The organism is Paenibacillus chungangensis (assembly GCF_042675905.1).
GTDB lineage: Bacteria > Bacillota > Bacilli > Paenibacillales > Paenibacillaceae > Pristimantibacillus > Pristimantibacillus chungangensis.
Genome location: NZ_JBHTJZ010000035.1, coordinates 45,279 through 68,717 on the forward strand (window position 1 = coordinate 45,279; position 23,439 = coordinate 68,717).

Annotated in this window: 26 protein-coding genes; 25 read left to right on the plus strand and 1 reads right to left on the minus strand. The window is 52.3% G+C overall.

The window, feature by feature from the left end; translation table 11 throughout:
* Positions 1-28 precede the first annotated feature (28 nt).
* The 24 genes from ACFQ2I_RS18650 to ACFQ2I_RS18765 all read left to right on the plus strand — a co-directional run bounded on the left by ACFQ2I_RS18650 (position 29) and on the right by ACFQ2I_RS18765 (position 21,403).
* Positions 29-433, plus strand: a complete 405-nt coding sequence (locus ACFQ2I_RS18650) for a DUF350 domain-containing protein (protein WP_377566996.1) — start codon at positions 29-31, stop codon at positions 431-433.
* 147 nt (positions 434-580) lie between these two features.
* The gene (locus ACFQ2I_RS18655) at positions 581-1,075 is read left to right on the plus strand and encodes a hypothetical protein (RefSeq protein WP_377566890.1); all 495 of its coding nucleotides are present in this window, start codon (positions 581-583) and stop codon (positions 1,073-1,075) included.
* 90 nt (positions 1,076-1,165) lie between these two features.
* Positions 1,166-2,371, plus strand: a complete 1,206-nt coding sequence (locus ACFQ2I_RS18660) for an MFS transporter (RefSeq protein WP_377566892.1) — start codon at positions 1,166-1,168, stop codon at positions 2,369-2,371.
* Between the two features lie 155 nt (positions 2,372-2,526).
* On the plus strand, positions 2,527-2,745 hold the full coding sequence (locus tag ACFQ2I_RS18665) for a hypothetical protein (RefSeq protein WP_377566894.1): 219 nt from the start codon (positions 2,527-2,529) through the stop codon (positions 2,743-2,745).
* Between the two features lie 44 nt (positions 2,746-2,789).
* Positions 2,790-3,191, plus strand: a complete 402-nt coding sequence (locus tag ACFQ2I_RS18670; protein WP_377566896.1) for a spore coat protein — start codon at positions 2,790-2,792, stop codon at positions 3,189-3,191.
* Between the two features lie 186 nt (positions 3,192-3,377).
* Complete coding sequence (locus tag ACFQ2I_RS18675) at positions 3,378-3,869, plus strand: Lrp/AsnC family transcriptional regulator (protein ID WP_377566898.1); 492 nt, start codon at positions 3,378-3,380, stop codon at positions 3,867-3,869.
* Between the two features lie 13 nt (positions 3,870-3,882).
* The gene (locus tag ACFQ2I_RS18680; protein ID WP_377566998.1) at positions 3,883-5,100 is read left to right on the plus strand and encodes an aminotransferase class I/II-fold pyridoxal phosphate-dependent enzyme; all 1,218 of its coding nucleotides are present in this window, start codon (positions 3,883-3,885) and stop codon (positions 5,098-5,100) included.
* A 160-nt stretch (positions 5,101-5,260) separates the two neighbouring features.
* Complete coding sequence (locus tag ACFQ2I_RS18685; RefSeq protein WP_377566900.1) at positions 5,261-5,854, plus strand: cob(I)yrinic acid a,c-diamide adenosyltransferase; 594 nt, start codon at positions 5,261-5,263, stop codon at positions 5,852-5,854.
* Between the two features lie 44 nt (positions 5,855-5,898).
* Positions 5,899-7,092 carry an RluA family pseudouridine synthase gene (locus ACFQ2I_RS18690; protein ID WP_377566902.1) on the plus strand — a complete coding sequence of 398 codons (1,194 nt, stop codon included), beginning with the start codon at positions 5,899-5,901 and terminating at the stop codon, positions 7,090-7,092.
* Positions 7,079-7,459, plus strand: coding sequence for an arsenate reductase family protein (locus tag ACFQ2I_RS18695; RefSeq protein ID WP_377566904.1), 381 nt, complete (start codon positions 7,079-7,081; stop codon positions 7,457-7,459). Before ACFQ2I_RS18690 ends, ACFQ2I_RS18695 begins: the two co-directional genes overlap by 14 nt.
* Entirely contained in the window at positions 7,452-8,678 is a 1,227-nt protein-coding gene (locus tag ACFQ2I_RS18700; protein ID WP_377566906.1) for an aminotransferase class I/II-fold pyridoxal phosphate-dependent enzyme, read from the plus strand. Before ACFQ2I_RS18695 ends, ACFQ2I_RS18700 begins: the two co-directional genes overlap by 8 nt.
* 91 nt (positions 8,679-8,769) lie before the next feature.
* Positions 8,770-9,636, plus strand: coding sequence for a 5'-3' exonuclease (locus ACFQ2I_RS18705; protein ID WP_377566908.1), 867 nt, complete (start codon positions 8,770-8,772; stop codon positions 9,634-9,636).
* Positions 9,637-9,878: 242 nt separating this feature from the next.
* Positions 9,879-10,289: a helix-turn-helix domain-containing protein gene (locus tag ACFQ2I_RS18710; protein WP_377566910.1), complete on the plus strand. Its 411-nt coding sequence runs from the start codon at positions 9,879-9,881 to the stop codon at positions 10,287-10,289.
* Positions 10,290-10,391: 102 nt separating this feature from the next.
* Entirely contained in the window at positions 10,392-11,126 is a 735-nt protein-coding gene (locus ACFQ2I_RS18715; protein ID WP_377566912.1) for a YveK family protein, read from the plus strand.
* Positions 11,116-11,781 (plus strand): CpsD/CapB family tyrosine-protein kinase, encoded by a 666-nt coding sequence (locus tag ACFQ2I_RS18720; RefSeq protein WP_377566914.1) that lies wholly within the window; start codon positions 11,116-11,118, stop codon positions 11,779-11,781. The genes ACFQ2I_RS18715 and ACFQ2I_RS18720 overlap by 11 nt, the downstream gene beginning before the upstream one ends.
* A gap of 40 nt (positions 11,782-11,821) precedes the next feature.
* The gene (locus tag ACFQ2I_RS18725) at positions 11,822-13,642 is read left to right on the plus strand and encodes a polysaccharide biosynthesis protein (protein WP_377566916.1); all 1,821 of its coding nucleotides are present in this window, start codon (positions 11,822-11,824) and stop codon (positions 13,640-13,642) included.
* A gap of 21 nt (positions 13,643-13,663) precedes the next feature.
* Positions 13,664-14,545, plus strand: coding sequence for a UTP--glucose-1-phosphate uridylyltransferase GalU (galU, locus tag ACFQ2I_RS18730; protein WP_377566918.1), 882 nt, complete (start codon positions 13,664-13,666; stop codon positions 14,543-14,545).
* 13 nt (positions 14,546-14,558) lie between these two features.
* Positions 14,559-15,725: a glycosyltransferase family 4 protein gene (locus ACFQ2I_RS18735; RefSeq protein WP_377566920.1), complete on the plus strand. Its 1,167-nt coding sequence runs from the start codon at positions 14,559-14,561 to the stop codon at positions 15,723-15,725.
* Positions 15,713-16,861, plus strand: a complete 1,149-nt coding sequence (locus tag ACFQ2I_RS18740) for a glycosyltransferase family 1 protein (protein WP_377566922.1) — start codon at positions 15,713-15,715, stop codon at positions 16,859-16,861. Before ACFQ2I_RS18735 ends, ACFQ2I_RS18740 begins: the two co-directional genes overlap by 13 nt.
* Positions 16,827-17,750, plus strand: a complete 924-nt coding sequence (locus ACFQ2I_RS18745) for a glycosyltransferase family 2 protein (RefSeq protein ID WP_377566924.1) — start codon at positions 16,827-16,829, stop codon at positions 17,748-17,750. Before ACFQ2I_RS18740 ends, ACFQ2I_RS18745 begins: the two co-directional genes overlap by 35 nt.
* A complete protein-coding gene (locus ACFQ2I_RS18750) occupies positions 17,731-18,804 on the plus strand; it encodes an EpsG family protein (RefSeq protein ID WP_377566926.1) in 1,074 nt (357 codons plus the stop codon). Before ACFQ2I_RS18745 ends, ACFQ2I_RS18750 begins: the two co-directional genes overlap by 20 nt.
* A gap of 19 nt (positions 18,805-18,823) precedes the next feature.
* Entirely contained in the window at positions 18,824-19,570 is a 747-nt protein-coding gene (locus ACFQ2I_RS18755) for a glycosyltransferase family 32 protein (protein WP_377566928.1), read from the plus strand.
* Between the two features lie 14 nt (positions 19,571-19,584).
* On the plus strand, positions 19,585-20,190 hold the full coding sequence (locus ACFQ2I_RS18760; protein WP_377567000.1) for a sugar transferase: 606 nt from the start codon (positions 19,585-19,587) through the stop codon (positions 20,188-20,190).
* Positions 20,191-20,206: 16 nt separating this feature from the next.
* Positions 20,207-21,403: a DegT/DnrJ/EryC1/StrS family aminotransferase gene (locus tag ACFQ2I_RS18765; RefSeq protein WP_377567002.1), complete on the plus strand. Its 1,197-nt coding sequence runs from the start codon at positions 20,207-20,209 to the stop codon at positions 21,401-21,403.
* Here ACFQ2I_RS18765 and ACFQ2I_RS18770 read toward each other — a convergent pair whose 3' ends face one another.
* Positions 21,404-22,060: an acetyltransferase gene (locus tag ACFQ2I_RS18770; RefSeq protein ID WP_377566930.1), complete on the minus strand. Its 657-nt coding sequence runs from the start codon at positions 22,058-22,060 to the stop codon at positions 21,404-21,406.
* A 173-nt stretch (positions 22,061-22,233) separates the two neighbouring features.
* Between ACFQ2I_RS18770 and ACFQ2I_RS18775 the strand changes: the two genes are divergently transcribed.
* Entirely contained in the window at positions 22,234-23,415 is a 1,182-nt protein-coding gene (locus ACFQ2I_RS18775; RefSeq protein WP_377566932.1) for a nucleotidyltransferase domain-containing protein, read from the plus strand.
* The last annotated feature ends 24 nt before the right edge of the window (positions 23,416-23,439 follow it).

The window sequence follows — 23,439 nt, forward strand, 5'->3', positions numbered from 1 at the left end:
GGAATGAAGCTTGGATACAGATATCGATATGCTGCTGACGAATCCTTACGCTGCCACTATTGTCTATGTGTCAGTTGCGGTGCTATCGCTTATTGTATTCCTTTCCTTATTTGAGCTTGTCACCAAGTATAAGTGCTGGGGAGAGATTAAGCGGGGCAATGTTTCCGTGGCGATGGCGACCGGCGGCAAAATTTTCGGCATATGCAACATCTTTCGTTTCTCCATCGAAGCGAATGATTCCATTTACCAGTTTCTGATTTGGGGTGCATACGGTTTCGTCATTTTGTTGATCGCGTATTTCTTGTTCGAGTTCCTCACACCCGTATTCCGGATTGATGAGGAGATCGCCAAAGATAACCGTGCTGTGGGGTTCATTGCGATGGTTATTTCCATTGCCTTGTCTTATGTCATTGGAGCCAGCGTAATGATATAATGCGATGATGCAGCTGGGAGGGGCAAGTATGGAGTATTTGTGGAGAATTTTACTCGTTGTGGCGATCCTGTTTTTCGCCTTCGGCGTGTTGTATATGGTATTCAATGGATAGAAGTTAAAGCTATGCAGAAGAAAGGAAGCGGATAAATGGAAGATCGACAATTATGTCCATGGTGTGCAACGGAAATCGTATGGGACGAGGAGCTCGGGCCGGAATCCCATTGCCCGCATTGCGAGAACGAACTGGGAGGCTACAGGTCGCTCGAGATGGATCTTGATAATCAGGCGGAAGATGACGACATCAACAATGGCGACGGGTCTGATGAAGCGTGGTTGGAAAACGAAGAAGGCTATACCCGAACGAGCCGAAGCATGCTAGCAGCAGGAAGCGTTATGCAGCGCATCATCGACGAACAGGACGAAGCGCCGGAATGCCCGTCTTGCCGGGAGTATATGCTGGAAGCAGGAACCCAGACGATGGGAGGGGCTCACTTCCAGCCATTCGTGCCGGAAGCGACAGGTCAGCCGCTATTGCCCAATCCTTTCCATGTGAAGTGGTATATATGTCCAGCCTGTCATCAAGCAACTTCGCAGCTGGCGCTGGAGGAGCGGCTCCACATGCTGAAGAAACTCGCGGATTAGTAGAGGGGATGAATGCTTTCTCTTCAGGGCATGTTACTTGACAAAACGTATTTCGCATACCGCTGAAGCGGTGGATCAGGAGGTGACGTTTTGGCAAGAATTCTGGAGAAACAAGCTGTTCTACTACTCATTGTACAGGCGCTATACGGGGTGGCGAATGCCCTGTCCGGTACTTTTCTTCCTGTTTATTTGTGGAAAGCAAGCCAGTCGTATTCTGTTATTGGCTGGTTTACGCTAGCGCAATACGTCGTAGGCGGTTTGACGTTTTGGCTGGCGGGCAAGTGGGTGAAAGAATATAACAAGATGAATAGCCTGCGCGCTGGCATAGCGTTGTCAGGCTTATTCTATTGTGCAGTGCTGCTCCTGGAAGATGCTGCATCAAGCTGGATCGTTCCCTTAGGCATATTGAGCGGAATGGCCGGGGGATTGTTTTGGCTTGCCTACAATGTCGTCTACTTCGAAATTACGGAGCCGGATACGCGGGATCGATTCAACGGCTGGGCCGGATTGCTGGGAGCGGCTGCCGGTATTGTCGCCCCTTGGACTTCGGGTCTCGTGATTACATCAATGCAAGGGGTAAAGGGTTACCGGCTCATCTTCACCATCTCGCTTGCCATATTCGCGGTAAGTGTCTCGCTCAGCTTCTTCCTGAAGAAGCGGCAGGGAGACGGAGCTTACAATTGGAAGCATGGCTGGATGCAATTGAAGCAGAAGGGCAATCCCTGGCGGCGAATGCTGCCTGCCATCGCGGCGCAAGGGATCAGGGAGGGTGTGTTCATGTTCCTCGTCGGTCTGACGGTGTATACGGCGACCAAGGATGAGAGCAAGCTGGGCATGTATTCGCTCATCACTTCGTTCGTCGCGTTGCTCAGCTTCTGGCTCGTAGGCAGATGGTTGAAGAAAGGCGGGCGCAAGTGGGCAATGCTCGTGGGAGTCATTATGCTTGGCGTTGTCATTCTCCCCTTGTTCCAAGGCGTTACGTATACGACGCTTCTTCTATTCGGCGTGGGCACATCGCTATTCATGCCCTTGTACATCATTCCAATGACCTCTCGCGTATTCGATCTGATCGGTCAGACCGAGGAAAGTGCGACGGAGAGAGAAGAATTCGTTGTGCTTAGAGAAGGAGGTCTGACGTTCGGGCGATTGATTGGTCTTGCAGCGTATATGCTTGTTCTACCTTTCAATCATTCCGAGACCGCCATAACCTGGCTGATGCTTGCCGTTGGCATATCACCTATTTTAGGATGGTGGTTCATCTCCCCGTTTCTCGATTCGCAGAGAACGAAAGCGTAACTCCTTTTTTCCACCTCTTCATGAATCTGGTCATTCACTTCTGGGCAACGATTGCGTGGTGTGGAAGTGAATGACGAGGCGATACATAACATTCTCAAAAAAGTATCATAATACTAGATGTTCCAGTCATTAGAATCTAGAAGGAGGATGCAACCATGCAGCCAATGACAGCCAAAGAGTTGGAGTACATTGTGGATTCCATGTCCAATGAAGATCTGCTTATGAAGCAATGCGCAGCAGTCGTCTCTGTGTCGACACATCCCGCAATTCGCAACTGCTGCTCCAGCATGATCAACATGCATCAGCAGCACTACGATTCGATGATGCACGCCTTAACGCATCATCAGGGGATCGCGCCTACTGGGCCCCAATAAGAGAAGGATGAATGGAAGAATAGCTACTAAATGGAGGGAACCATATGCACCAACAGCAATTGCAATCCATATTGACTGAAGAGGATCTGGCATCCGCTGTACTTAACGATTTGAAACGGGTCGTGAGGGAATATGCGACGGCCGCAACGGAATCCACTTGTCCGGATATTCGACAAATGTTCACGAAGCTGATGAACAATACGTTGGCGGCGCAAGGACAGATGTTCCAGGCGATGCAGCAAAGCAATATGTACAATACGGCATCGCCGGCGCTTCGTCAGGAGATAGACAAGCAAGCGACGCAATACCGGCAATCGCAGCAAAAAACGATGAATCAACTGCAAAAGGCGGGAGCGGGTCAATCTCAAACGATGTATACGCCGATGCAGCACGGCGGTGCACAACCGCAAAATATGCAGCAGAACAATCAACCGTATTATATGTAGCTTGACAAGGGCTGCGCCCAAGGCCGTAATAAAACCTTGGGCGCAGCCCCTTTGCTTGCTTGCGACGATGGGATGTCAATTTGCAAAGCCATGAACAATTTCTTTTTGCAGGAAGCATCATTTCATTGTAAAATATTCTTTATTACTTATTTTCACTTATAAATGGCTGCAGGAAGGAGTTTTGTGATGAGCGAACTACAGTTGAAGGTGCTTGAGCTGCTGAAGGAGGATGCCCGACGGGCGCCGGAGTTGATTGCGACGATGCTTGACGTCACGGAGGAGGAAGTGAAGGATGCCATCGCCGCGCTGGAGCAGGATCATGTCATCGTGAAATACGCCACTGTTGTCAACTGGAGCAAGGTGGACAACGACAAGGTTACCGCTCTGATCGAGGTGCAGATTACACCTGAGCGCGGCCGCGGTTTCGAAGGCATTGCTGAACGCATTTATTTATATCCCGAAGTGAAGTCCGTATATCTGATGAGCGGCGCTTACGATCTGCTCGTAGAAGTCGAGGGCAAGAGCCTCCGGCAGGTGGCCAACTTCGTCTCTGACAAGCTGTCGCCGATCGATGCGGTGCTTTCGACGAAAACATTCTTTATATTGAAAAAATATAAACAGGACGGCATCATCTTCGAAGAGGATGAAGGTGACCATCGCTTGATGGTTTCGCCATAAGGGGGCATTGATGATGGTGAACGAGGGACTACATGCAGCTCAAGAGACTGCAAGGCGCGATTCGATGAAAGATTACTTGTCTCCTTTGGCGAAAGGGCTGAAGCCATCAGGCATTCGCCGCTTTTTCGACTTGGTCAGCTCCCGTAAAGATGTCATTACGCTTGGGGTAGGGGAACCCGACTTTGTCACCCCGTGGCATGTGCGGGAGGCGGCAGTCTATTCGCTGGAATCCGGCAAGACGCAATATACATCCAATGCCGGTATGCCGGAGCTGAGAGAGGCGATCGGACAATACTTAAGCGACAGCTTCGACGTTGCTTATGAGCCTTCCAATGAAATATTGGTAACGGTGGGCGGCAGCGAAGCGATCGATCTTGCGCTGCGTGCACTTATATCGCCGGGCGATGAGATTCTTGTGCCGGAGCCTTGTTATATTTCCTATTCGCCTATTACGTCCTTGACAGGCGGTGTTCCGGTCGGCATAGAGACGTTCGCAAAGGATCAGTTCAAGCTGAAGGCGGAGTCGCTGCAAGCTGTGATTACGCCTCGCTCCAAAGTACTTATTCTCTGTTATCCCAGCAATCCGACGGGCGGAATTATGACATACGAAGATTGGCTGCCGATCGCCAAGGTAGTCGAAGACAACGATCTTATCGTAATCTCCGACGAGATCTATGCGGAGCTTACGTACGGCTCCAAGCATGTAAGCTTCGCGTCGATGCCGGGAATGAAGGACCGGACGATACTCGTAAGCGGCTTCTCGAAGGCGTTCGCGATGACAGGCTGGCGTATGGGTTACGCTTGCGGGCATCCCGATCTGATCTCTACGATGCTGAAGATTCACCAGTATACGGTCATGTGCGCCCCTATTATGGCGCAATATGCGGCGTTAGAAGCATTGACGAACGGGCTGCAGGAGAAGGATCGTATGGTGGAGTCCTACAATCAGCGTCGTCGTCTGGTCGTGAAGGGCTTCCGTGATATCGGACTGGAGTGCCATGAGCCGCAAGGCGCATTCTACGCATTCCCGTCTGTTGCATCGACGGGCTTGAAGAGTGAGGAATTCGCCGAGAGACTGTTGGCGGAAGCGGGCGTAGCAGCTGTGCCGGGCGATGTGTTCGGCAGGGGAGGCGAAGGCCATCTGCGCTGCTCCTATGCGACTTCCGTATCCCAGCTGACCGAGGCGTTGGATCGTATCGGCCGGTTTGTGGACACATTGAGAAAAGGATAAGCAGGCCATTAAGGGCAGGTCAGTCACAGAGCTGGCCTGCCGTTTGTTTGCGCCGTATGCTTGAAGGCGCGCTGGAGGTTGGAGTGTTGCCAGTGTATGCGGCATACGCTAGAGAGTCGAAATGGCTACGAATAACGTAATCGAAAAGGGGTGTTGGCGTATGAGGTTATATACGAAAACAGGCGATAAAGGGGAGACGTCGCTCATAGGCGGTCGAGTTCGCAAAGACGACGTGAGGGTGGAAACTTACGGTACGATTGATGAACTGAACAGCTTCGTTGGCGTCGCGGCAGCCGAAGCCTTGAAGCATCGGGAGCTGGAGGAACTGGCAGGCATGTTAATGGAGATCCAGCAGGAGTTGTTCGATTGCGGCTCCGATCTTGCGTATGCGAAGCAAGGAACGCCATTCAAGATGAACGAGGAGCCAGGCTTACGAATCGAGCAATGGATCGACCGTTATATTGCGGAAGCTCCGGAGATTACCCGCTTTATATTGCCGGGCGGAAGCTTGGCCGCTTCACAGCTTCATGTATGCCGCACGATATGCCGCCGAGCGGAGCGGCGTGCTGTAACGCTGTCTGGGAAACATGATGTCAATGAGCATGTCGTGATTTATTTGAACAGACTTTCGGATTTTTTCTTCGCGGCTGCCAGAGTAGCTAACGCGAAGCTAAACGTACCGGATATAGAATATGTGCGCAGCGCTGAAGTATTCCGCAAGAGTAGAAGCAAGGAAGAGAATAGGAATAAATAGATAGAAGTCAGAACGAGCGCGATTACCGAGAAGGTGAGGAAGCCATGAGGCCAAGCGAGGATACGGAGAAGAGCCATACTAGTGACCGCCGAGCTGGTAACGCCGGAGCCGCTGACATTATATGTTGCCAACCGTCATCAGGCAATCATGATACAATGGACAATATGACGATGGCGGATAAGGAAGATTCAGAGAATGTCACTAAGCCGGCTGTTGGAGGAGAAGCGGACATCGAGGCAGAAGAAGATGAGCTGAGTGAACTGTATTACAAGCCATTAACCGTCTACGCAACATCGGACGACGAAGGAAAGCAGGTTCGTACATTGCTGCAGAGGCGGCTTGGTGTATCGCGCAAGCTGTTGTCACAGGTCAAGCTTACCGAGCATGGTCTGACCTTGAATGGACGGCGCGTCTACACGACCGCTATCGTATCGGCGGGAGATGTGGTCCAGTTGAGGATGCTGCGGGAAGAGTCGGATGATATCTTGCCGGAGGATATTCCGATCCGGATTGTCTATGAAGACGAGTATCTGCTCATCGTGAATAAGCCGGCCGGCTTGATCGTTCACCCGACTCATGGTCACTATACCGGAACGTTGGCTAACGGGGTCGTCCGACATTGGCAGACGGCGGGTGAGAAGGTGAGATTCCGCCCGATTCATCGTCTGGATGAGGAGACCTCGGGACTTGTTGCGATTGCCAAGACCAGCTATGTGCACCAGCAACTGTCGGAGCAGCTTCAAGCCGGAACGGTAGACAAGCAGTATCTGGCCTTCGTCCACTCTATTCCGGAACCGTCCAGCGGCACTGTGCAAGGCCCGATTGATCGTGATCCCGATCGCCCCCATTATCGCATCGTTACTCCTGACGGATATCCTTCCGTTACGCATTATGAGACGGTACGGACGTACAGATGGGGAGAGAGGTCTGGCGATGCCGCTTCCCTCGTCAGATTGAAGCTGGAGACGGGGCGAACGCATCAGATTCGCGTGCATATGCGGCACATCGGCTGTCCGTTAATCGGAGATAAAATGTATAGCATAGAGAAGTTAACCGTGCAACTGCTGGAGGAGGCGGCCGGTCGGCAAGCGCTTCATGCGGAACGGCTGGGATTGACCCATCCGATGACGAAGCAAAGGATGGAATGGCAAGCGCCACTTCCTGATGAATTCATTACATTGGAGAGAATATTATCCGAAATGGCGGAAGGAGACAGAAGCAGCAGTGACAGAAGCTAACCAGAAAGTGACGATTATCGAGTATCCGAAGTGCAGCACATGTCGTAATGCGGTCAAGTGGCTGAAAGGAAAAGGTTACGAAGTAGAGTCCCGTCATATCGTTGAAGAAACTCCTACGGCGGATGAGCTGATGCAGCTAATCGCGATCAGCGGACAGGATATGAAGAAGTTCTTCAATACATCCGGGGAAGTATACCGGGAGCTGGGACTGAAGGATAAGCTGGCGAGCATGAGCGACGAGGAGAAGAGGGAGCTGCTGGCAACGCACGGGATGCTCATTAAGCGCCCCATCGTAACAGACGGAAGACGAGTGACCATCGGCTTCAAGCCCGAGCAATTCGAGGAGGCTTGGGGCGGTCATGCATAATGACGCAAGAGGCCGGCGTTGGCGCTCGGGCCGCTTGTCGCAGCTCGGTTCATCGATCTTCGCCGAAGTGGCGTCCTGGAAGCGGGAAGCGATGGCAGATGGCCTTCATATGATTGACCTCGGTATCGGCAGTCCGGACCGTCCGCCGCTGGCTTCGATACGGAGTGTGCTCAGCGAAGCGGTGCTAAGGGATGATTCCTACGCGTATCCGGCTGTGGGAAGCGGCATGCCGTTCAAGGAGGCGGCCGCCGCCTGGATGCATCATCGATTCGGTGTTCAGGCAGACCCTGTCTCCGAGCTGGTCACCTTAATGGGCTCGCAGGACGGCCTTGCCCATCTGGCCATGGCGATATGCGATCCAGGCGACAGGGCGCTGCTCCCGGACCCGGGATATCCCATCTATGGAGCGTCACTGGCGCTGGCAGGCGTGCAGGCGGAGCTGATGCCGCTTCTCGAGCAGAATCATTACTTGCCTGATCTGGATGGCATCCCATCGTCGGTATGGGATGGGGTGAAGTTCATCCTCGTCAATTATCCTAACAATCCGCTGTCTGCTGTAGCTGACTTGTCCTTCTACGAGAGGCTGCTTCATAAAGCGAAGAAGCATGATGTGCTGGTCGTGCATGATTTGGCCTATTCCGAGCTCGCCTTTGACGGCTGCAGACCTCCCAGCATGCTGCAGCTGCCGGGCGCATTTCATCATGTCGTGGAATTCCACTCTCTATCGAAGAGCTTCAATATGGCTGGGTGCCGCATCGGATTTCTAGTGGGCAATAAGGAAGCGGTCAGTGCGTTACGGGAGTTGAAGGACAACATTGACTACGGCGTGTTCACTCCTATTCAAGAAGCGGGCATCGCTGCGCTGAAGGAAGCAATGGCAGGAGACGGAAGGGCTGCTGTAAGCGCCATGTACGAGCGGCGAAGAGATGCCTTCATAAATGCGCTCCGAGCGGAGGGGTGGAACGTCAATAAGCCGAAAGCAACGATGTTCATATGGGCGAAGCTGCCTCAGATGAATTGGGATAACGGGAGCAACTGGTCGGCGAGAACCTTTTCCCGGGAAATGCTACGTAGCTGCGGCGTTGCCGTTATTCCCGGAGAAGCATTCGGCTCCGAAGGCGAAGGTTATGTGCGTATCGCGCTGGTAGAGGAAGAAGCGAGATTACAAGAGGCAGCCAGACGTATAGGACGCTTTATACGCGGTGATGATAGGAGCTAATAGGCGCTTCATAAGTCGAAAGCAGCTCATTGTGAGCTTAACAAGATGAATGACAGGCTGGGGCAAGCACCAATAGAGAGGAGAACGAAAGATGGAAAAACAACGACTGCTGCTTATTGATGGAATGGCTATTCTGTTCAGGGCTTATTTCGCCACATCGTTCACCGGTCAGATCCGAAGAACGAGCAGCGGAATTCCTGTCAATGGCGTTCACGGCTTCGTCCGCTACTTCATGGACGCAGTCAAGACGTTCAATCCGACTCACGTCATCTGCTGCTGGGACATGGGCAGCAAGACGTTCCGCACGGAACAGTATGATGGCTACAAAGCGAACCGTCCAGAGGCGCCGGAGGATCTTATTCCCCAGTTCAGTCTGGTCAAGGAAGTCGTTGCGAGCTTCGACGTGCCCAATATTGGCATAGAAGGGTTCGAGGCAGATGACTGTATCGGCACGCTGGCGGCCATGTACAAGGAACAAGCGGATGTGTATATCGTAACCGGGGACCACGACATGCTGCAATTGGTCGATGAAGGCGTATCGGTAGCGATAATGAAGAAAGGGATCGGCAATTATATGCTCTACACGCCTCACAGCCTAATGGAGGAACGCCAGTTAACGCCTAAGCAAGTAATTGATATGAAAGGTCTGATGGGCGATGCGAGCGACAATTATCCAGGCGTGCGCGGAATCGGCGAGAAGACGGCTCACAAGCTACTGCTGGAGTATGGATCGATCGAAGCGCTGTTGGCCAATCTGGATGCCGTATCGAAGTCGGTGCGGACCAAGATTGAAGCCGATCTGGACATGCTTCATCTCTCCCGGGAGTTGGCGACGATCAAATGCGACGCTCCGCTTCAGGCGGATTGGGAAACTTGCAATTGGCATTATAATCGGGCAAGTGTGCTGAACAAGTTCGAAGAGCTGGAATTCAGAAGTCTGCTTTCATTAATAAGTTAGAGCAGTGGGACTGTGCAAAGGTGAGGGGCGCCTTGAACAGTCCCTTTTTTCATAGCACGAAAAAAAGGATCGGCATTTTGTTTCCAAGAAAAGTTCTTTATAAAGAACAACCGCGGATGAAAGGTTGGACAAAGTAAAGCATTGCAAAGTATTGACCTGTTCTCTTTAAAGAACTACAATATAATTATTGTACGTTATAGAGACTATGCACTGCAGATCGAATCTAATTGAAGGAGAATTCTATGATTGGGGAACGGATTAAATCATTGAGGGAGAAGAAAGGTTATTCCATAACGAAGCTTGCCGACCTTGCCGGAGTGTCAAAGTCTTATTTAAGCTACATTGAACGAAATGTACAGAATAATCCTTCGCTTCAAGTGCTTGCCAAAATCGCTTATCATCTGGATACCCATATTGAATACTTGCTCGGACAAGAGCTTGCTCCTAAAGTGTGGGTGGATCATGTGCTGGATGAGGAGTGGCAGACGCTAATTCGCGATGCGGTGGATGAGGGAATGAGCAAGGGCGATTTCCAGGCGTTGAAGGATTTGGTCAGATCGACGAAATGGAAGGAAGAATACTTGGCGTCAGACGCCGTGCATAAGGGGAAGAAGAAGTCTTCTAACATTATCATTCTTCATATCGATCATTAACATGTTGTGAAATATTATAGTGAAAGTATGTTGACATGTTCTATATAAAGAACTATTATGATATTAATGTTCACTATAACAAACGGCAAGCGGGTGTATTTAATGGAAATGAGAAGATTGGACAGTAGCGCTGGAATGATAAAGGAGAAAGAAATTAATGTGAAAGAAATTGCCGGCATCATCATGAAGCGCTTATGGATCGTTATCGTGCTTACCGGACTCCTGACAACGCTCGGTTATCTGTATAATGCCAAGCCGGAGCCGCAATATTACTCCTCCTCTACGCGGGTTATCATATCTGCAAGCAACGACATGATGAATACGGTAAGAGTCATGGTGCGCGAGCCAATCGTACTCTCTCAGGTGGTCGACATGCTTGATCTGAATGTGTCCGTCAGTCAACTGCGCTCTCAGATTAGAGTAACCAATGTAGACAATTCGCTCGTTACCGTCATCACCGCGACGAATACCGATCCCAATCGGGCTGCGGATATCGCCAATACAACGGTGGAAGTGTTCCGCAAGGTGGCAGCGGATACGCTGGGTGTAAGCAACATTCGTCTATTGACGCCAGCGGAGCCCATTCCTGTATCGATTACAGTGAAGACGAACACGATTGTCTATGTGGCATTCGCAGCTGGCCTCATGCTCAGCCTGACGCTTATATTCCTACTGGAATCCTTGGACGATACGATAAGGTCGGAGCGAGAGATTGAGAGGCTCCTAGAGCTCAATATGCTGGGGCATGTGTCCGTCATCAAGCGCAGAGTACCGTCTTCTACCGGAAGCAATCAACCAAAACAAGCGTTGAACAGGAGTGAGACCATTGGTTCGTGAACGAGCAAAAGTGGCAAAAGCCGTTATTCATCGCAGCCTGTATTCCTACTTGCAGCCTTCGAGCCGGATCGCAGAGCAATTCCGCACCATCAGGAACAACATTCAGTACTCTGTCCAGAATAGGACGATCAAATCAATCATGATGACATCGCCGGGTGAAGGTGACGGCAAAACGACCGCAGCGGTCAATCTTGCCATCAGTATGGCGAACCGGGGAGAAAAGGTGCTGCTAGTGGACGCAAACTTCCGCAATTCTATGATACATACACTGTTCCAACTGCAAACCTCTCCTGGTTTATCCAACGTTTTGTCAAAACAGCTCAGTCTGGAGGATGCTGTACAGCCTACGGAAATTCAGGGATTACATCTGCTTACGAGCGGACAGAGACAGTCTCATTCAACAGAGCTGCTGGATTCGGATGAGATGAAAGTGCTTATTGCTGAGGCTGCCGAGAAGTATGATCGCATCGTGCTAGATTGTCCTCCCGTCCTGTCAGGACCGGATACGAATATGCTGGTGAAGCAATGCGATGGGATTGTGCTGCTTCTGCAGTGCGGCAAGTCGACTCATAGTATGGCGCTGCAGGCGAAGCAATCTCTCACGTTCGCGGGAGCGAACATCGTGGGGGTAATACTGAACAAAAAAGACCGCTAAAAGTCCCGTCGTTAATGCGTATCGAAAGGATGAGATTGATATGACTTATCGTCGCAGATTCTGGTTGTTGATCATACTGGATTCCGTCATTGTAGCTGCGGCAGTAGGCGGCAGCGTTTGGTTGCTGGGGGAGTCGGCAGCTCCTTCCTCTATTATGCTGCTCGCATTATCCTTGTTCGTTCTGCACCATATCTTCTTTCTATTCTACAAGCTGTACAAGAAAGCCTGGGAGTATGCCAGTATCGGTGAGCTCGTCATGATTGCCAAAGCGGCTGCGCTGACGATCGGCGGGACGGCTCTCCTGCAGTGGATCGCTTTCGGGGATATGCATGTTCGTCTGCTGACGGTCATCGGTATGATGCATATGATGCTTATCGGCGGTTCCAGACTCGTCTGGCGCGTGGTACGGGGAAGCTTCAGTCGGCAGAGCGGCAAGCGCAAGCGGACGCTGATCGTCGGAGCCGGATCGGCAGGTACCATGCTGGTACGGCAGCTGCTGAACAACTCTGACACGGAGCTGTATCCCGTCGCATTCGTCGATGACGACGCTTATAAGCAAGAACTGGATATTATGGGTGTGCCGGTAGCGGGGACGGTATCACAGATTGTAGCCAAGGCATCGCAGTACAAGGTGGATAACATCGTCATTGCCATTCCGTCTCTGAGTAAGAAGCAACTGTACAACATTTATACGGAATGCGCCAAGACGAACGCGAAGACGCAGATTATTCCGAAGCTGGAGGATCTGGCGACCGGACGGATAGCCGTTACCCAGTTCCGTGATGTGCAGGTGGAGGACCTGCTCGGCCGGGAGCCGGTGGAGCTCGACATCGAGAGTATCTCCGAGTATGTGACGCGCAAGGTAGTGCTGGTTACCGGGGCAGGCGGTTCGATCGGATCGGAGGTATGCAGGCAGATAGCACGGTTCCTTCCTGAGAAGCTGGTGGTATTGGGGCACGGGGAGAACAGCATCTATGCGATAGAGATGGAATTGAAGGAGATGTACAAGGACTCCGGCGTCAAGTTCTATACTGAAATCGCCGACTTGCAGGATGCGGACAAAATGAACGCCGTCATGCGCAAGCATAAGCCTCATGTCGTCTACCATGCCGCGGCCCACAAGCATGTGCCGCTGATGGAGCGGAATCCGGAGGAAGCGGTCAAAAACAATCTCATTGGCACTTATAATGCGGCGAGAGCGGCAAGCGCCAGCGGTGTATCCACCTTCGTCATGATCTCCACCGACAAGGCAGTCAATCCGACGAGTGTCATGGGCGCAACGAAACGGCTGGCGGAAATGATCATTCAGCATATGGACGGCGTGAGCCAAACGAAATTCGTTGCTGTACGCTTCGGCAATGTGCTGGGCAGCCGCGGCAGCGTCATTCCGCTGTTCCAAAAGCAGATTGCCAGAGGGGGGCCGGTTACGGTGACGCACCCGGATATGGTGCGTTACTTCATGACGATTCCCGAAGCTTCCAGACTGGTCATTCAGGCCGGAGCGCTCGCAAGAGGCGGCGAGATATTCGTGTTGGACATGGGCGAGCCCGTCAACATTACGGAGCTGGCGCAGAATATGATTCGCATGTCCGGCTTCGCCGTTGAAGATATCGGCATCGAGTATACCGGCATACGGCCCGGCGAGAAGCTGTACGAGGAGATGCTGAAGGACAACGAAATGATGGAGAAGCAAGTGTACCCCAAGATCTATATTGGCAAAGCATCAGAAATCCATATGGAAGACATTGAGGGCATTATGCGAGAGTACGGCCGCATGGAACAGACGGAGCTGCGTATATCGCTGCTGAAAATAGCCAATCATGTCACAGCCAAGCCAAAGCTGGCGACGATATCGGGTTAAAGACAAAGGAGCAGATGAGAGATGAAGGTCAGAAAAGCGATTATTCCGGCGGCGGGATTAGGTACCCGGTTCCTTCCGGCGACGAAGGCGATGCCGAAGGAGATGCTGCCGATCGTCGACAAGCCGACCATTCAATACATTGTGGAAGAGGCCATCCAATCGGGCATTGAAGACATTATTATCGTGACGGGCAAAGGCAAGAGAGCGATTGAGGATCACTTCGACAATTCGCAGGAGCTGGAGCAGATTCTGTCAGCAAAGGGGAAATTCGACCTGTTGGAAGAGGTTCGTAAATCTTCGGATATGGTGGATATTCACTATATTCGGCAGAAGGAGCCGAAAGGACTCGGTCATGCGATATGGTGCGCCAGGAAATTCATTGGCGACGAGCCGTTCGCCGTCTTGCTCGGTGACGACATTATTGCCGCAGAGAAACCTTGCCTGCAGCAAATGATCGAGAAATATGAGCAGTACGGGTCATCCGTTATTGGTGTACAGCGGGTGGCGGAGCAGGATGTATCCCGTTATGGCATCGTCGACGGAAAGATGATGGAGCCTTCATTCCATCGCGTCAACGATCTGGTAGAAAAGCCGAGGCAAGAGGACGCGCCTTCCAATATGGCCATAATGGGCCGCTACATATTGACGCCGGAGATATTCGACATACTGGGCGAGCAGGCTCCCGGTTCCGGCGGTGAAATTCAGCTGACGGACGCCATTGCCGCACTGAATCGGTCAAGAGCCGTGTTCGCATACGAATTCGACGGTGTGCGATATGATGTCGGCGAGGTAATGGGCTTTATCCAGACGACGATCCAATTCGCACTGCAGCGGGATGAACTTCGCTATGAGCTGCTGGACTACATGCAGCAAGTGCTGGAGAGGGAGGGAGCGCCCAGATAGGGGCGAAGAGCCTATGGAGAACAAGAACAAAGTGCTGTTCTGCGCTACCGTCGATTATCATTTCAAGCTGTTCCACCTGCCGACGATGGAATGGTTCAGCAAGCGGGGCTGGGAAGTGCATGTGGCGGCGCATGGCGAGCTTGAGCTTCCCTTCGTTCATCAGAAGCGGGATTTCCCCATTCAGCGCTCTCCGTTCCAGCTGAACAACATTCGCGCTTACCGGATGCTCAAGGCATGGATCGACAGCGAGAATTATCAGCTGATTCACTGTCATACGCCGATGGGCGGGGTGCTGGCAAGGCTGGCTGCGAGGCATGCGCGGATGAGAGGAACCAAGGTCGTCTATACGGCGCACGGCTTCCACTTCTTCAAGGGAGCGCCGCTACCCAACTGGCTCATCTACTATCCCATTGAGAAGCAGCTGGCGAAGCTGACGGACTGCCTGATTACGATCAACAGCGAGGATTACCGCTTGGCGGTAGACCGCGGCTTCCGGGCAGGACAAATCGCACATGTGCATGGCGTGGGCGTTCATACGGGACGATTCAGTCCCATTAACGACGAAGAGAAGCGTCGGAGAAGAGCCAGATTCCATTATCGTCCCGAGCACTTCCTGCTGGTCTATGCAGCGGAATTCAATCGCAACAAAAATCATGAGCTGCTGCTTCATTCGCTCGCACGGCTGAAGGAGAAGGCTCCCATGACCCGGCTGCTGCTGGCCGGCCGGGGACCGCTGCTGAGCCGCTGCCGCTTGCTCGCGCAGGAACTGGGCGTCTCGCACATGGTCAGCTTCCTGGGCTATCGGGATGATCTGGATCAGCTGCTGCCGATGTGCGATGCGGCCGTCTCCTCCAGCTTGAGAGAAGGCTTGCCGGTCAATATTATGGAGGCGATGGCATGCGGCCTGCCTATCGTAGCGACGCGCAATCGCGGACATGAAGAACTCGTGGAGGAAGGGGGGAACGGCTTCCTCGTTAGTCCAACAGATGCAAGTGCGATGGCGCAGCGGCTTGGCATGCTGCACGCTTTCCCATCCATCCGATTGGAGATGGGAGAGAATAGCAAGCAGCGAGTGGAGAGCTACTCTTCCCACTGCGTACAAGAAGAATTGCGATTGAAATACGATGAAATCATTGAGGCATCCGGAGAAGAGGTGAAGGGACTGCAGTGGGAAGCGTGATAACGGTATTGCAGGCGGCGGTGAACATGAATCGCGGCGGAGCGGAGACACTGCTAATGAATCTGTATCGGCATATCGACAGAAGCAAGGTGCAGTTCCATTTCCTCACTTGCCGTGAAGGGTGCTACGACGATGAAATCAGATCGCTCGGCGGAGTGATCCATCGCATTCCTTATATTGACAAAATCGGGCCGTATGCATACAGGGCAGCGCTGAAGCAATTTTTCACAGAGTACGGCTATCAATATCAGGTCGTCCATTCGCATATGGACCGAATGAGCGGTCTTGTGCTCTATGCCGCCAAGCAGGCGGGCGTGCCCGTCCGTATCGCACATAGTCACAATACAAGAAGCGAGGGAAGTCTGGCGGCGAAGCTCTACAAGCGATATGCCAGTCTGTATATCGGCTTCGCCGCCACGCACCGGTTCGCCTGCTCGGAGGAAGCGGGGAAGTGGCTGTTCCCCTGGAAGCGGAGAGAGGTTCAGCTGTTGAAGAACGGCATAATGAGCGATATGTTCGCTTATCGCCCACTTGTCAGACATGAAGTGCGGAAGGAGCTTGGCATTGCCGAAGGAACTATTGTACTTGGCCATGTAGGGCGGTTCAATGAACAGAAGAATCATGCGTTGTTGTTGGACATTTTTCGAAGCTGGCTGCGTCGCAATGTGAACAGCTGCCTGCTGTTGGCGGGAGAAGGACCGTTGCGCCTGGCTATGGAGGAAAAGGCGAGATCGCTTGACATGTCGGAGAATGTGAAATTTCTCGGAGTGCGATCGGATATTGAACGTCTTATGCAAGCATTCGATGCCTTCGTCTTTCCTTCCCGGCATGAGGGCTTGCCCGTGACGCTCATCGAAGCGCAAGCGGCCGGGCTGCCCTGTATCGTATCCGATACCATTACGCGAGAGGTTGATCTGGGAATGGGGCTTGTGACGTTCCATGCCAACGGGAGCTTGCGGGAATACGAAGAAGCGATCCAGTCTGTATCCGGACGTGAACGCAGGATGGATACGCAAGCCGAGCTGTATAGATGCGGCTATGATATTCGCGAGACTGCAGCATGGCTGCAGCAATATTACAGAAAGCAGTGTGAGGTGAATCATGAATCGGATAACCGTGTTTACGCCCACTTATAACAGAGCATACTGTCTTCACCATCTATACGAGAGTCTGAAGCGTCAAAGCTGCGATCAATTTCAATGGCTGATCGTCGATGACGGCTCCACGGATCATACGGGCGAGCTGGTGAACGGCTGGATAGAAGAGGGAGTGGTGCAGATCCGATACATATGGCAAGAGAATCAGGGGATGCACGGCGCTCATAATACCGCCTACTCGCATATTCATACCGAGCTGAATGTATGTATCGACTCTGACGATTATATGCCGGATAATGCGATTGAGAAAATTCTGGATTTCTGGAGTCGTCATGGCAGCGACAAGTACAGCGGCATCGCCGCGCTGGATGCACATCCTAACGGAGAAGTAATCGGCACTCCATTCCCGGAACAGCTTAAGAGCAGCACATTATTCCATCTCTATCAACAACATGGGATGAAGGGCGACAAGAAGCTGGTGTACAGGACGGCGCTCACGAAAGAACATCCGTATCCCCTCTTTCCGGGGGAGAGATATGTCGGGCTTGACTACAAATACGGCAAGCTTGATGAACAATACGAGCTGCTGCTGATGAACGATGTGCTGTGCTATGTCGATTATTTACCGGATGGTTCCTCTAGAAATATGTTCATGCAGTATGTCCGCAATCCGAAGGGATTTGCGTTCTACCGCAAAGCGATGATGAAGCATCCGTTAGGCGGGTTCGCCTTCAAATTCAGGCATGCCGTACATTATATCTCAAGCAGCCTCATGATGAACAACAGGCAGTGGCTTCGGGAATCTCCGAATAAGCGGATCACTATGCTGGCCCTATTGCCTGGCTTGCTGCTGCATATGTATATTCGCTTCAAAACGAAAGGCGCTTCGGCGGCAAGGGGAATGAGTAATGATTATTCTGTGGGCTAGTTTGCCTGTCGTCTTTTATTTCGCTTTTTTCTCACGATACTTCGCCGTTCCCTCCACGATATCGCCTATCTCCATTCGCCCGAACAAGATACTTGCCGCAGCGGCTGCCGTTAGCCTCGTCCTAGTATCCGGCTTGCGCAACAACATCGGCGACACCTTTTTTTATATGCATGCTTATAAGATTACCGATTACGACTGGGCATTTATATGGAGAGAGAAGGATAAGGGCTTCAATATTTTGCAATTGCTGTTGCAACAAATAACGGATGATCCGCAATTGCTTATCATGACGACAGCGCTCATCACCAATATTCTTATTGTGGCTGTCATGTATCAATATTCCCGGTTATTGGAGCTCAGTTTGTATCTCTATATCACATCGGGTGCTTTCATCGTATCCATGAACGGTTTGCGCCAATATTTGGCTGCCGCGATTCTGTTTGCCGGTACAAAATTCCTGCTTGAAGGGCGTTGGAAGCCCTACATGCTGCTTGTGCTGTTAGCCTCTATATTTCATCAGAGCGCATTAATATTGGCGCCGCTGTATTTTATCGTCCGTCTGAAGGCATGGACGAAGCTGACGACTCTGTTGCTGGCAGGGGCAATTGCCATCGTTCTCGGCTATAACTACTTCTCTGAAATGCTGTTCAAGGCGATTCAGGATACGCAGTACGGCCATTACGCGAGCTTTCAGGAGGGCGGCGCCAACTTCATCCGGGTTATCGTCAATACGGTTCCTTTATTTATCGCTTATATGGGCAGGGAAAAGCTGAGAAGACTGTTCCCGGGAGGCGATGTGTTCGTCAATATGTCGATCATCGGGGTCGTGCTCATGATTGTCGCGACGCAGAACTGGATATTCGCCAGATTGGTCATCTACTTTACGCTCTATCAGTTAGTGCTTATGGGGTGGATTGTCAAGCTGTTCCGCGACAAGGATCAGCGGCTGGTCTATTTCCTCATCATCTGCTTGTACTTTATATACTTCTTCTACGAGAATGTGATGGTACTGGGAATTAATTATCGAAGCGATTATATGATATGGCCTTTCTAAGAAGGCGAGGGAGAGTGTTATGAAGACAGAAGCGAATATTCCGCGTATCGTCCATTACTGCTGGTTCGGGCGCGGGGAGAAGCCGAAGCTGATTCAAAAATGCATGAGGAGCTGGAAGAAGCACTTGAGCGGGTACCGATTCATAGAGTGGAATGAGGACAACTTCGACATCGGATCGGTACGCTATGTGAAGGAGGCGTATGAGGCTCGGAAATTCGCTTTCGTGAGCGATTATGTCCGGCTCCATGCCTTAATGGAGCATGGAGGCATCTACCTGGATACGGATGTAGAGGTATTGGGATCGCTGGATGACTTCCTGCATCATGAAGCCTTCTCCGGGTTCGAGGATGAGCGGTACCTGCAGTCGGGCACGATGGGGGCTGTTGTCGGCCACCCCTGGATTGCTGCGCTGAAGGACAATTATGCTGCGCGTTCGTTCCTGCAAGCCGACGGGACATATGATATGACCACGAACACAGCCGTTATCTCGGAATTGTCGAAGCGAGACGGACTTGTGCTGGACGGGAAGTATCAGGCGCTTCGCAATGGCGTCGTGTTCTATCCGCGAACCTACTTCAGTCCTTATGACTATATTAACGGGGCCAACTACCTTAGCGAAGACAGCGTCACGATTCATCACTTCGCCCAATCATGGTTACCCGCCCATGTGCGGCTGAGAAGCGGTATGAAGCGGGCCGCGAGTAAAGTGATCGGTCCTGATATGATTGCGAAGATGAGACAAATGCTGTCTTCGAATGGACGATAGGAGAACCAGATATGATAAAACGATTGATCGATATTGTTGTTGCTTCGTTATCATTAATAGTCTTATCGGCCGTCATGCTAATGGTGGCGCTGCTCGTGCGGGTGAAGCTAGGCTCGCCCGTTCTGTTCAAGCAGCGCAGGCCGGGACTTCATGGACGTCCGTTCCACCTCTACAAATTCCGTACGATGAATGAGGGGAAGGATTCCTATGGGAATCTGCTGCCGGACCATCTGAGGCTTACGCCGTTCGGCTGTTGGCTGCGCAAGTACAGTCTGGATGAGCTGCCCCAGCTATTGAACGTAATACGGGGAGAATTGAGCCTTGTCGGCCCCCGACCGCTGCTTATGGATTATATGTCGCTATACACGGAGGAGCAGGCGCGGCGCCATCATGTCAGACCCGGCATAACAGGCTGGGCGCAGGTGAACGGTCGCAATGACGTCACTTGGGATGAACGGTTCTCCCGAGATCTATGGTATGTGGATAATCAGAGCATCTGGCTGGATATGAAGATTATACTGCTGACCATTAAGAAGGTCATCAAGTCAGACGGCATCAATAATGGGAATCACGCCACGATGCCTATGTTTGAAGGTACAACTCATAATCAGGAAGGATGAAGTCGAAGTGAAGCTGATGACGAAGGAACAACCGCGCATTTATTTGTCTCCCCCGCATATGAGCGGCAAGGAGAAACGGTATATTGAAGAAGCGTTCATGACGAACTGGATAGCGCCGCTCGGTCCTAATCTGGACGCATTCGAGCAGGAGATGGCTGACAAGGTTGGTATCGCCGGAGCAGCAGCTGTCAGCTCCGGAACGGCGGCCATTCATCTCGCTCTTCAGCTTGCAGGCGTGTCAGCGGGAGATACGGTATTCTGCTCCAGCTTCACCTTCGTGGCAAGCGCGAATCCGATTCGCTATCTGGGAGCGGAGCCGGTATTCATCGATTCTGAGCCCGACAGCTGGAATATGTCGCCTGCCGCGCTGGAGCGCGCTCTTGAGGATGCCGCGCATAGAGGAAAGCTGCCGCGGGCTCTACTCGTCGTTCACTTGTACGGGGGATTGACAAGAATGTCGGAAGTGATGGCATTATGCGGCAAGTATAACGTGCCTGTGATTGAAGATGCCGCGGAATCGCTAGGCTCCACTTATCGTGGGCGGCAGAGCGGCACAATGGGAGAATTCGGCATCTATTCCTTCAACGGCAATAAGATCATTACGACATCCGGCGGAGGGATGCTTGTCTCCAATGATACATCCGCGCTTGAGCGGGCCAGATTCCTGTCCACACAAGCTCGTGACGTCGCGATTCATTACCAGCACAGCCGGCTAGGCTATAACTACCGGATGAGCAACGTACTGGCCGGCATTGGCAGAGGGCAGCTGCAAGCGCTGGATGAGCGAGTAGCCGCTCGCCGCCGCATATTCGAGCGTTATCGGGAAGCGCTGTCCTGCCATGAAAGCATTACGTTCATGCCGGAGCTTCCCGGCACATTCTCCAACCGCTGGCTGACGGCGATCACGGTAGACGAAGCTGTCGCCGGAGTCACTGCCGCCGATCTGGTGCAAGCGCTGGCGAGTGAGAATATTGAAGCACGTCCACTATGGAAGCCGCTGCATAGGCAGCCTTTGTTCCAGGATGCATCCTTCTATTCCCATACGCCGGACAGTATATCTGTGTGCGAGGAACTGTTCCGAACAGGGTTATGCCTGCCATCGGGCTCCGCCATGACGGATAATGAACAGAATCGTGTCATCGCCACGATCCACTATGCAATTGACGATGCGAAGCGCCGGTCTATGCTTGGTCGGCACAAGTCGGCGCTGTGATTACAAGTAGCGTTCGCCTCTCTCTCTCGTGCGCACGATTCGAGCCGGCGTACCGTATGCGACGGTCTGGTCCGATACCGGCTTCACCACGGTCGCTCCCGCGCCTATGACGCAGTGTCCGCCGATTGCGATGCCATGAATAACGGTAGCGCCAATGCCAATGGCGGAATGAGAGCCGATCTTCACGTTGCCTCCCGCTGCGGCACGGGGAGCGAAGCTGGCGTAGTCCTCCATAATGCCATCATGCTCGATGATCGAGCCGGGATACATAATACAATGTTGGCCTAACGACGCATCGCTGCCGATGACAGCTCCCGCCATCACGACCGATCCCGCACCCACCGAAGCCCCTCTGGCGACATGGGCTGCTGGATGAACGATTGTAGGGAAGGCCAGCTGCGGCACATCGGCTTCCAGACGAGTAGCGATGGCAGCTCTGGTCCAATTGTCGCCGATGGCAATGACGGCGCCATGAACGGAATGCTCATGGACGAACAACCATGAGTCGTCCCCCAGAATCTCGTAGCCGTATACGCGCTTGCCTGTCGGCTGATTAGCATCGAGCAGTCCGATAATGCGGTAACGGCCTTGTTGTTCAATCGTATCGATGACCGCTTTCGCATGGCCGCCTGCTCCGAAGATGACGATATCGCTCATCATAAAGCTCCTTTCATTACTGGAAGTACGAACCAACAAACTTTATTCTATCATAGGAAAGGCAATTGACAGAACAGATAGAGGATGATACTCTAGAAGAGTGTTCTTTAAATAGAACAAAAATGTACGAATTGTTCTTTATTGCTAATTCGCACTGCAAGAAGGAGATACTCATGATTAATGACGTTGGCTTCCATACGAAAGAGTTCTCGCAGGAAATGCGCCTTCTGCTGGCGCTTCTGGAAGTGAATCACCCCAATGACTATACGTTCGAATATTGGGAACTGCTGCAGGACGTGGACTGGCCTCACTTCATCCAGCTGGCCCGCCATCACCGCGTATTCCCCAGCATCAGCCGTATGCTCAGCGAGATGGACGGCGCGCCGATTCCGTCCTTCGTCACCAGTCTGTTCCAGCGCGATTACTACAGAAATACGCTGCAAATGCTGGCATTAAGCGGGGAGATGGAGCAGCTTGCCGGGGTGTTCTCCGAGCACGATATCGAACTGCTGTTCCTGAAAGGGCCGGTCATCGCCGCGGATCTGTACGGGGATGTCTCGCTGCGTACCTCTTGTGATCTGGATCTGTTGATACCGATACAGAAGCTGGCCGAGGCGGAGGCGCTATTGGAGGGAATGGGGTACCGGAAGGACGACTATATTACGACCATTCTGAATGACTGGAAGTGGAGGCACCATCACATCACATTCCATCATCCCGACAAGAAGATCAAAGTGGAAGTACACTGGAGATGGAATCCTTCGCCTTCCAAGGAGCCCAGCTTCCAGGAGCAGTGGGAGCGCAAGCGCCAGAGCTCGCTGATTAGCCGCCCGATCTATTATCTGGGCCGGGAAGACCTGTTCATGTTCCTGATATCGCATGGAGCGAGACACGGCTGGTCCAGAATACGCTGGCTGCTCGATATTAAGAAGCTCGCGAATCAGAAGCTGAACTGGCCGAGACTGATTGCTCTGCTACGCAAGCATCAATACAGCGATATCGGCGGCCAGGCGCTGTTCCTGACAGCGAAGCTGCTCGCTTCGCCGCTTCGCGAGGAGATGCGTCCGCTATTGACGAGGAAAGCGGGCTGGCTGGCGGAAGATACCATGTTCTATATGGAGAGAATGGTTAATCTGCACAGTCCTCCCGTACCGCAGGATGTGCAGAAATATCATAAAAAATATTTGTTCTCATTGATGACCCCCAGACAGAAAATACAGTTTATGACCAGCTTCTTGTTCCCGTTCCCGGAGGACGCCGAGACGCTGCCGCTGCCGAAGAAGCTGCACTTTCTGTACTTTCCGCTGCGACCCATTCTGTGGGCATGGCGAAAGGCGAAGCGGCAAGCCGCATAGCGGAAATTTCGTAAAGCGAGGAGT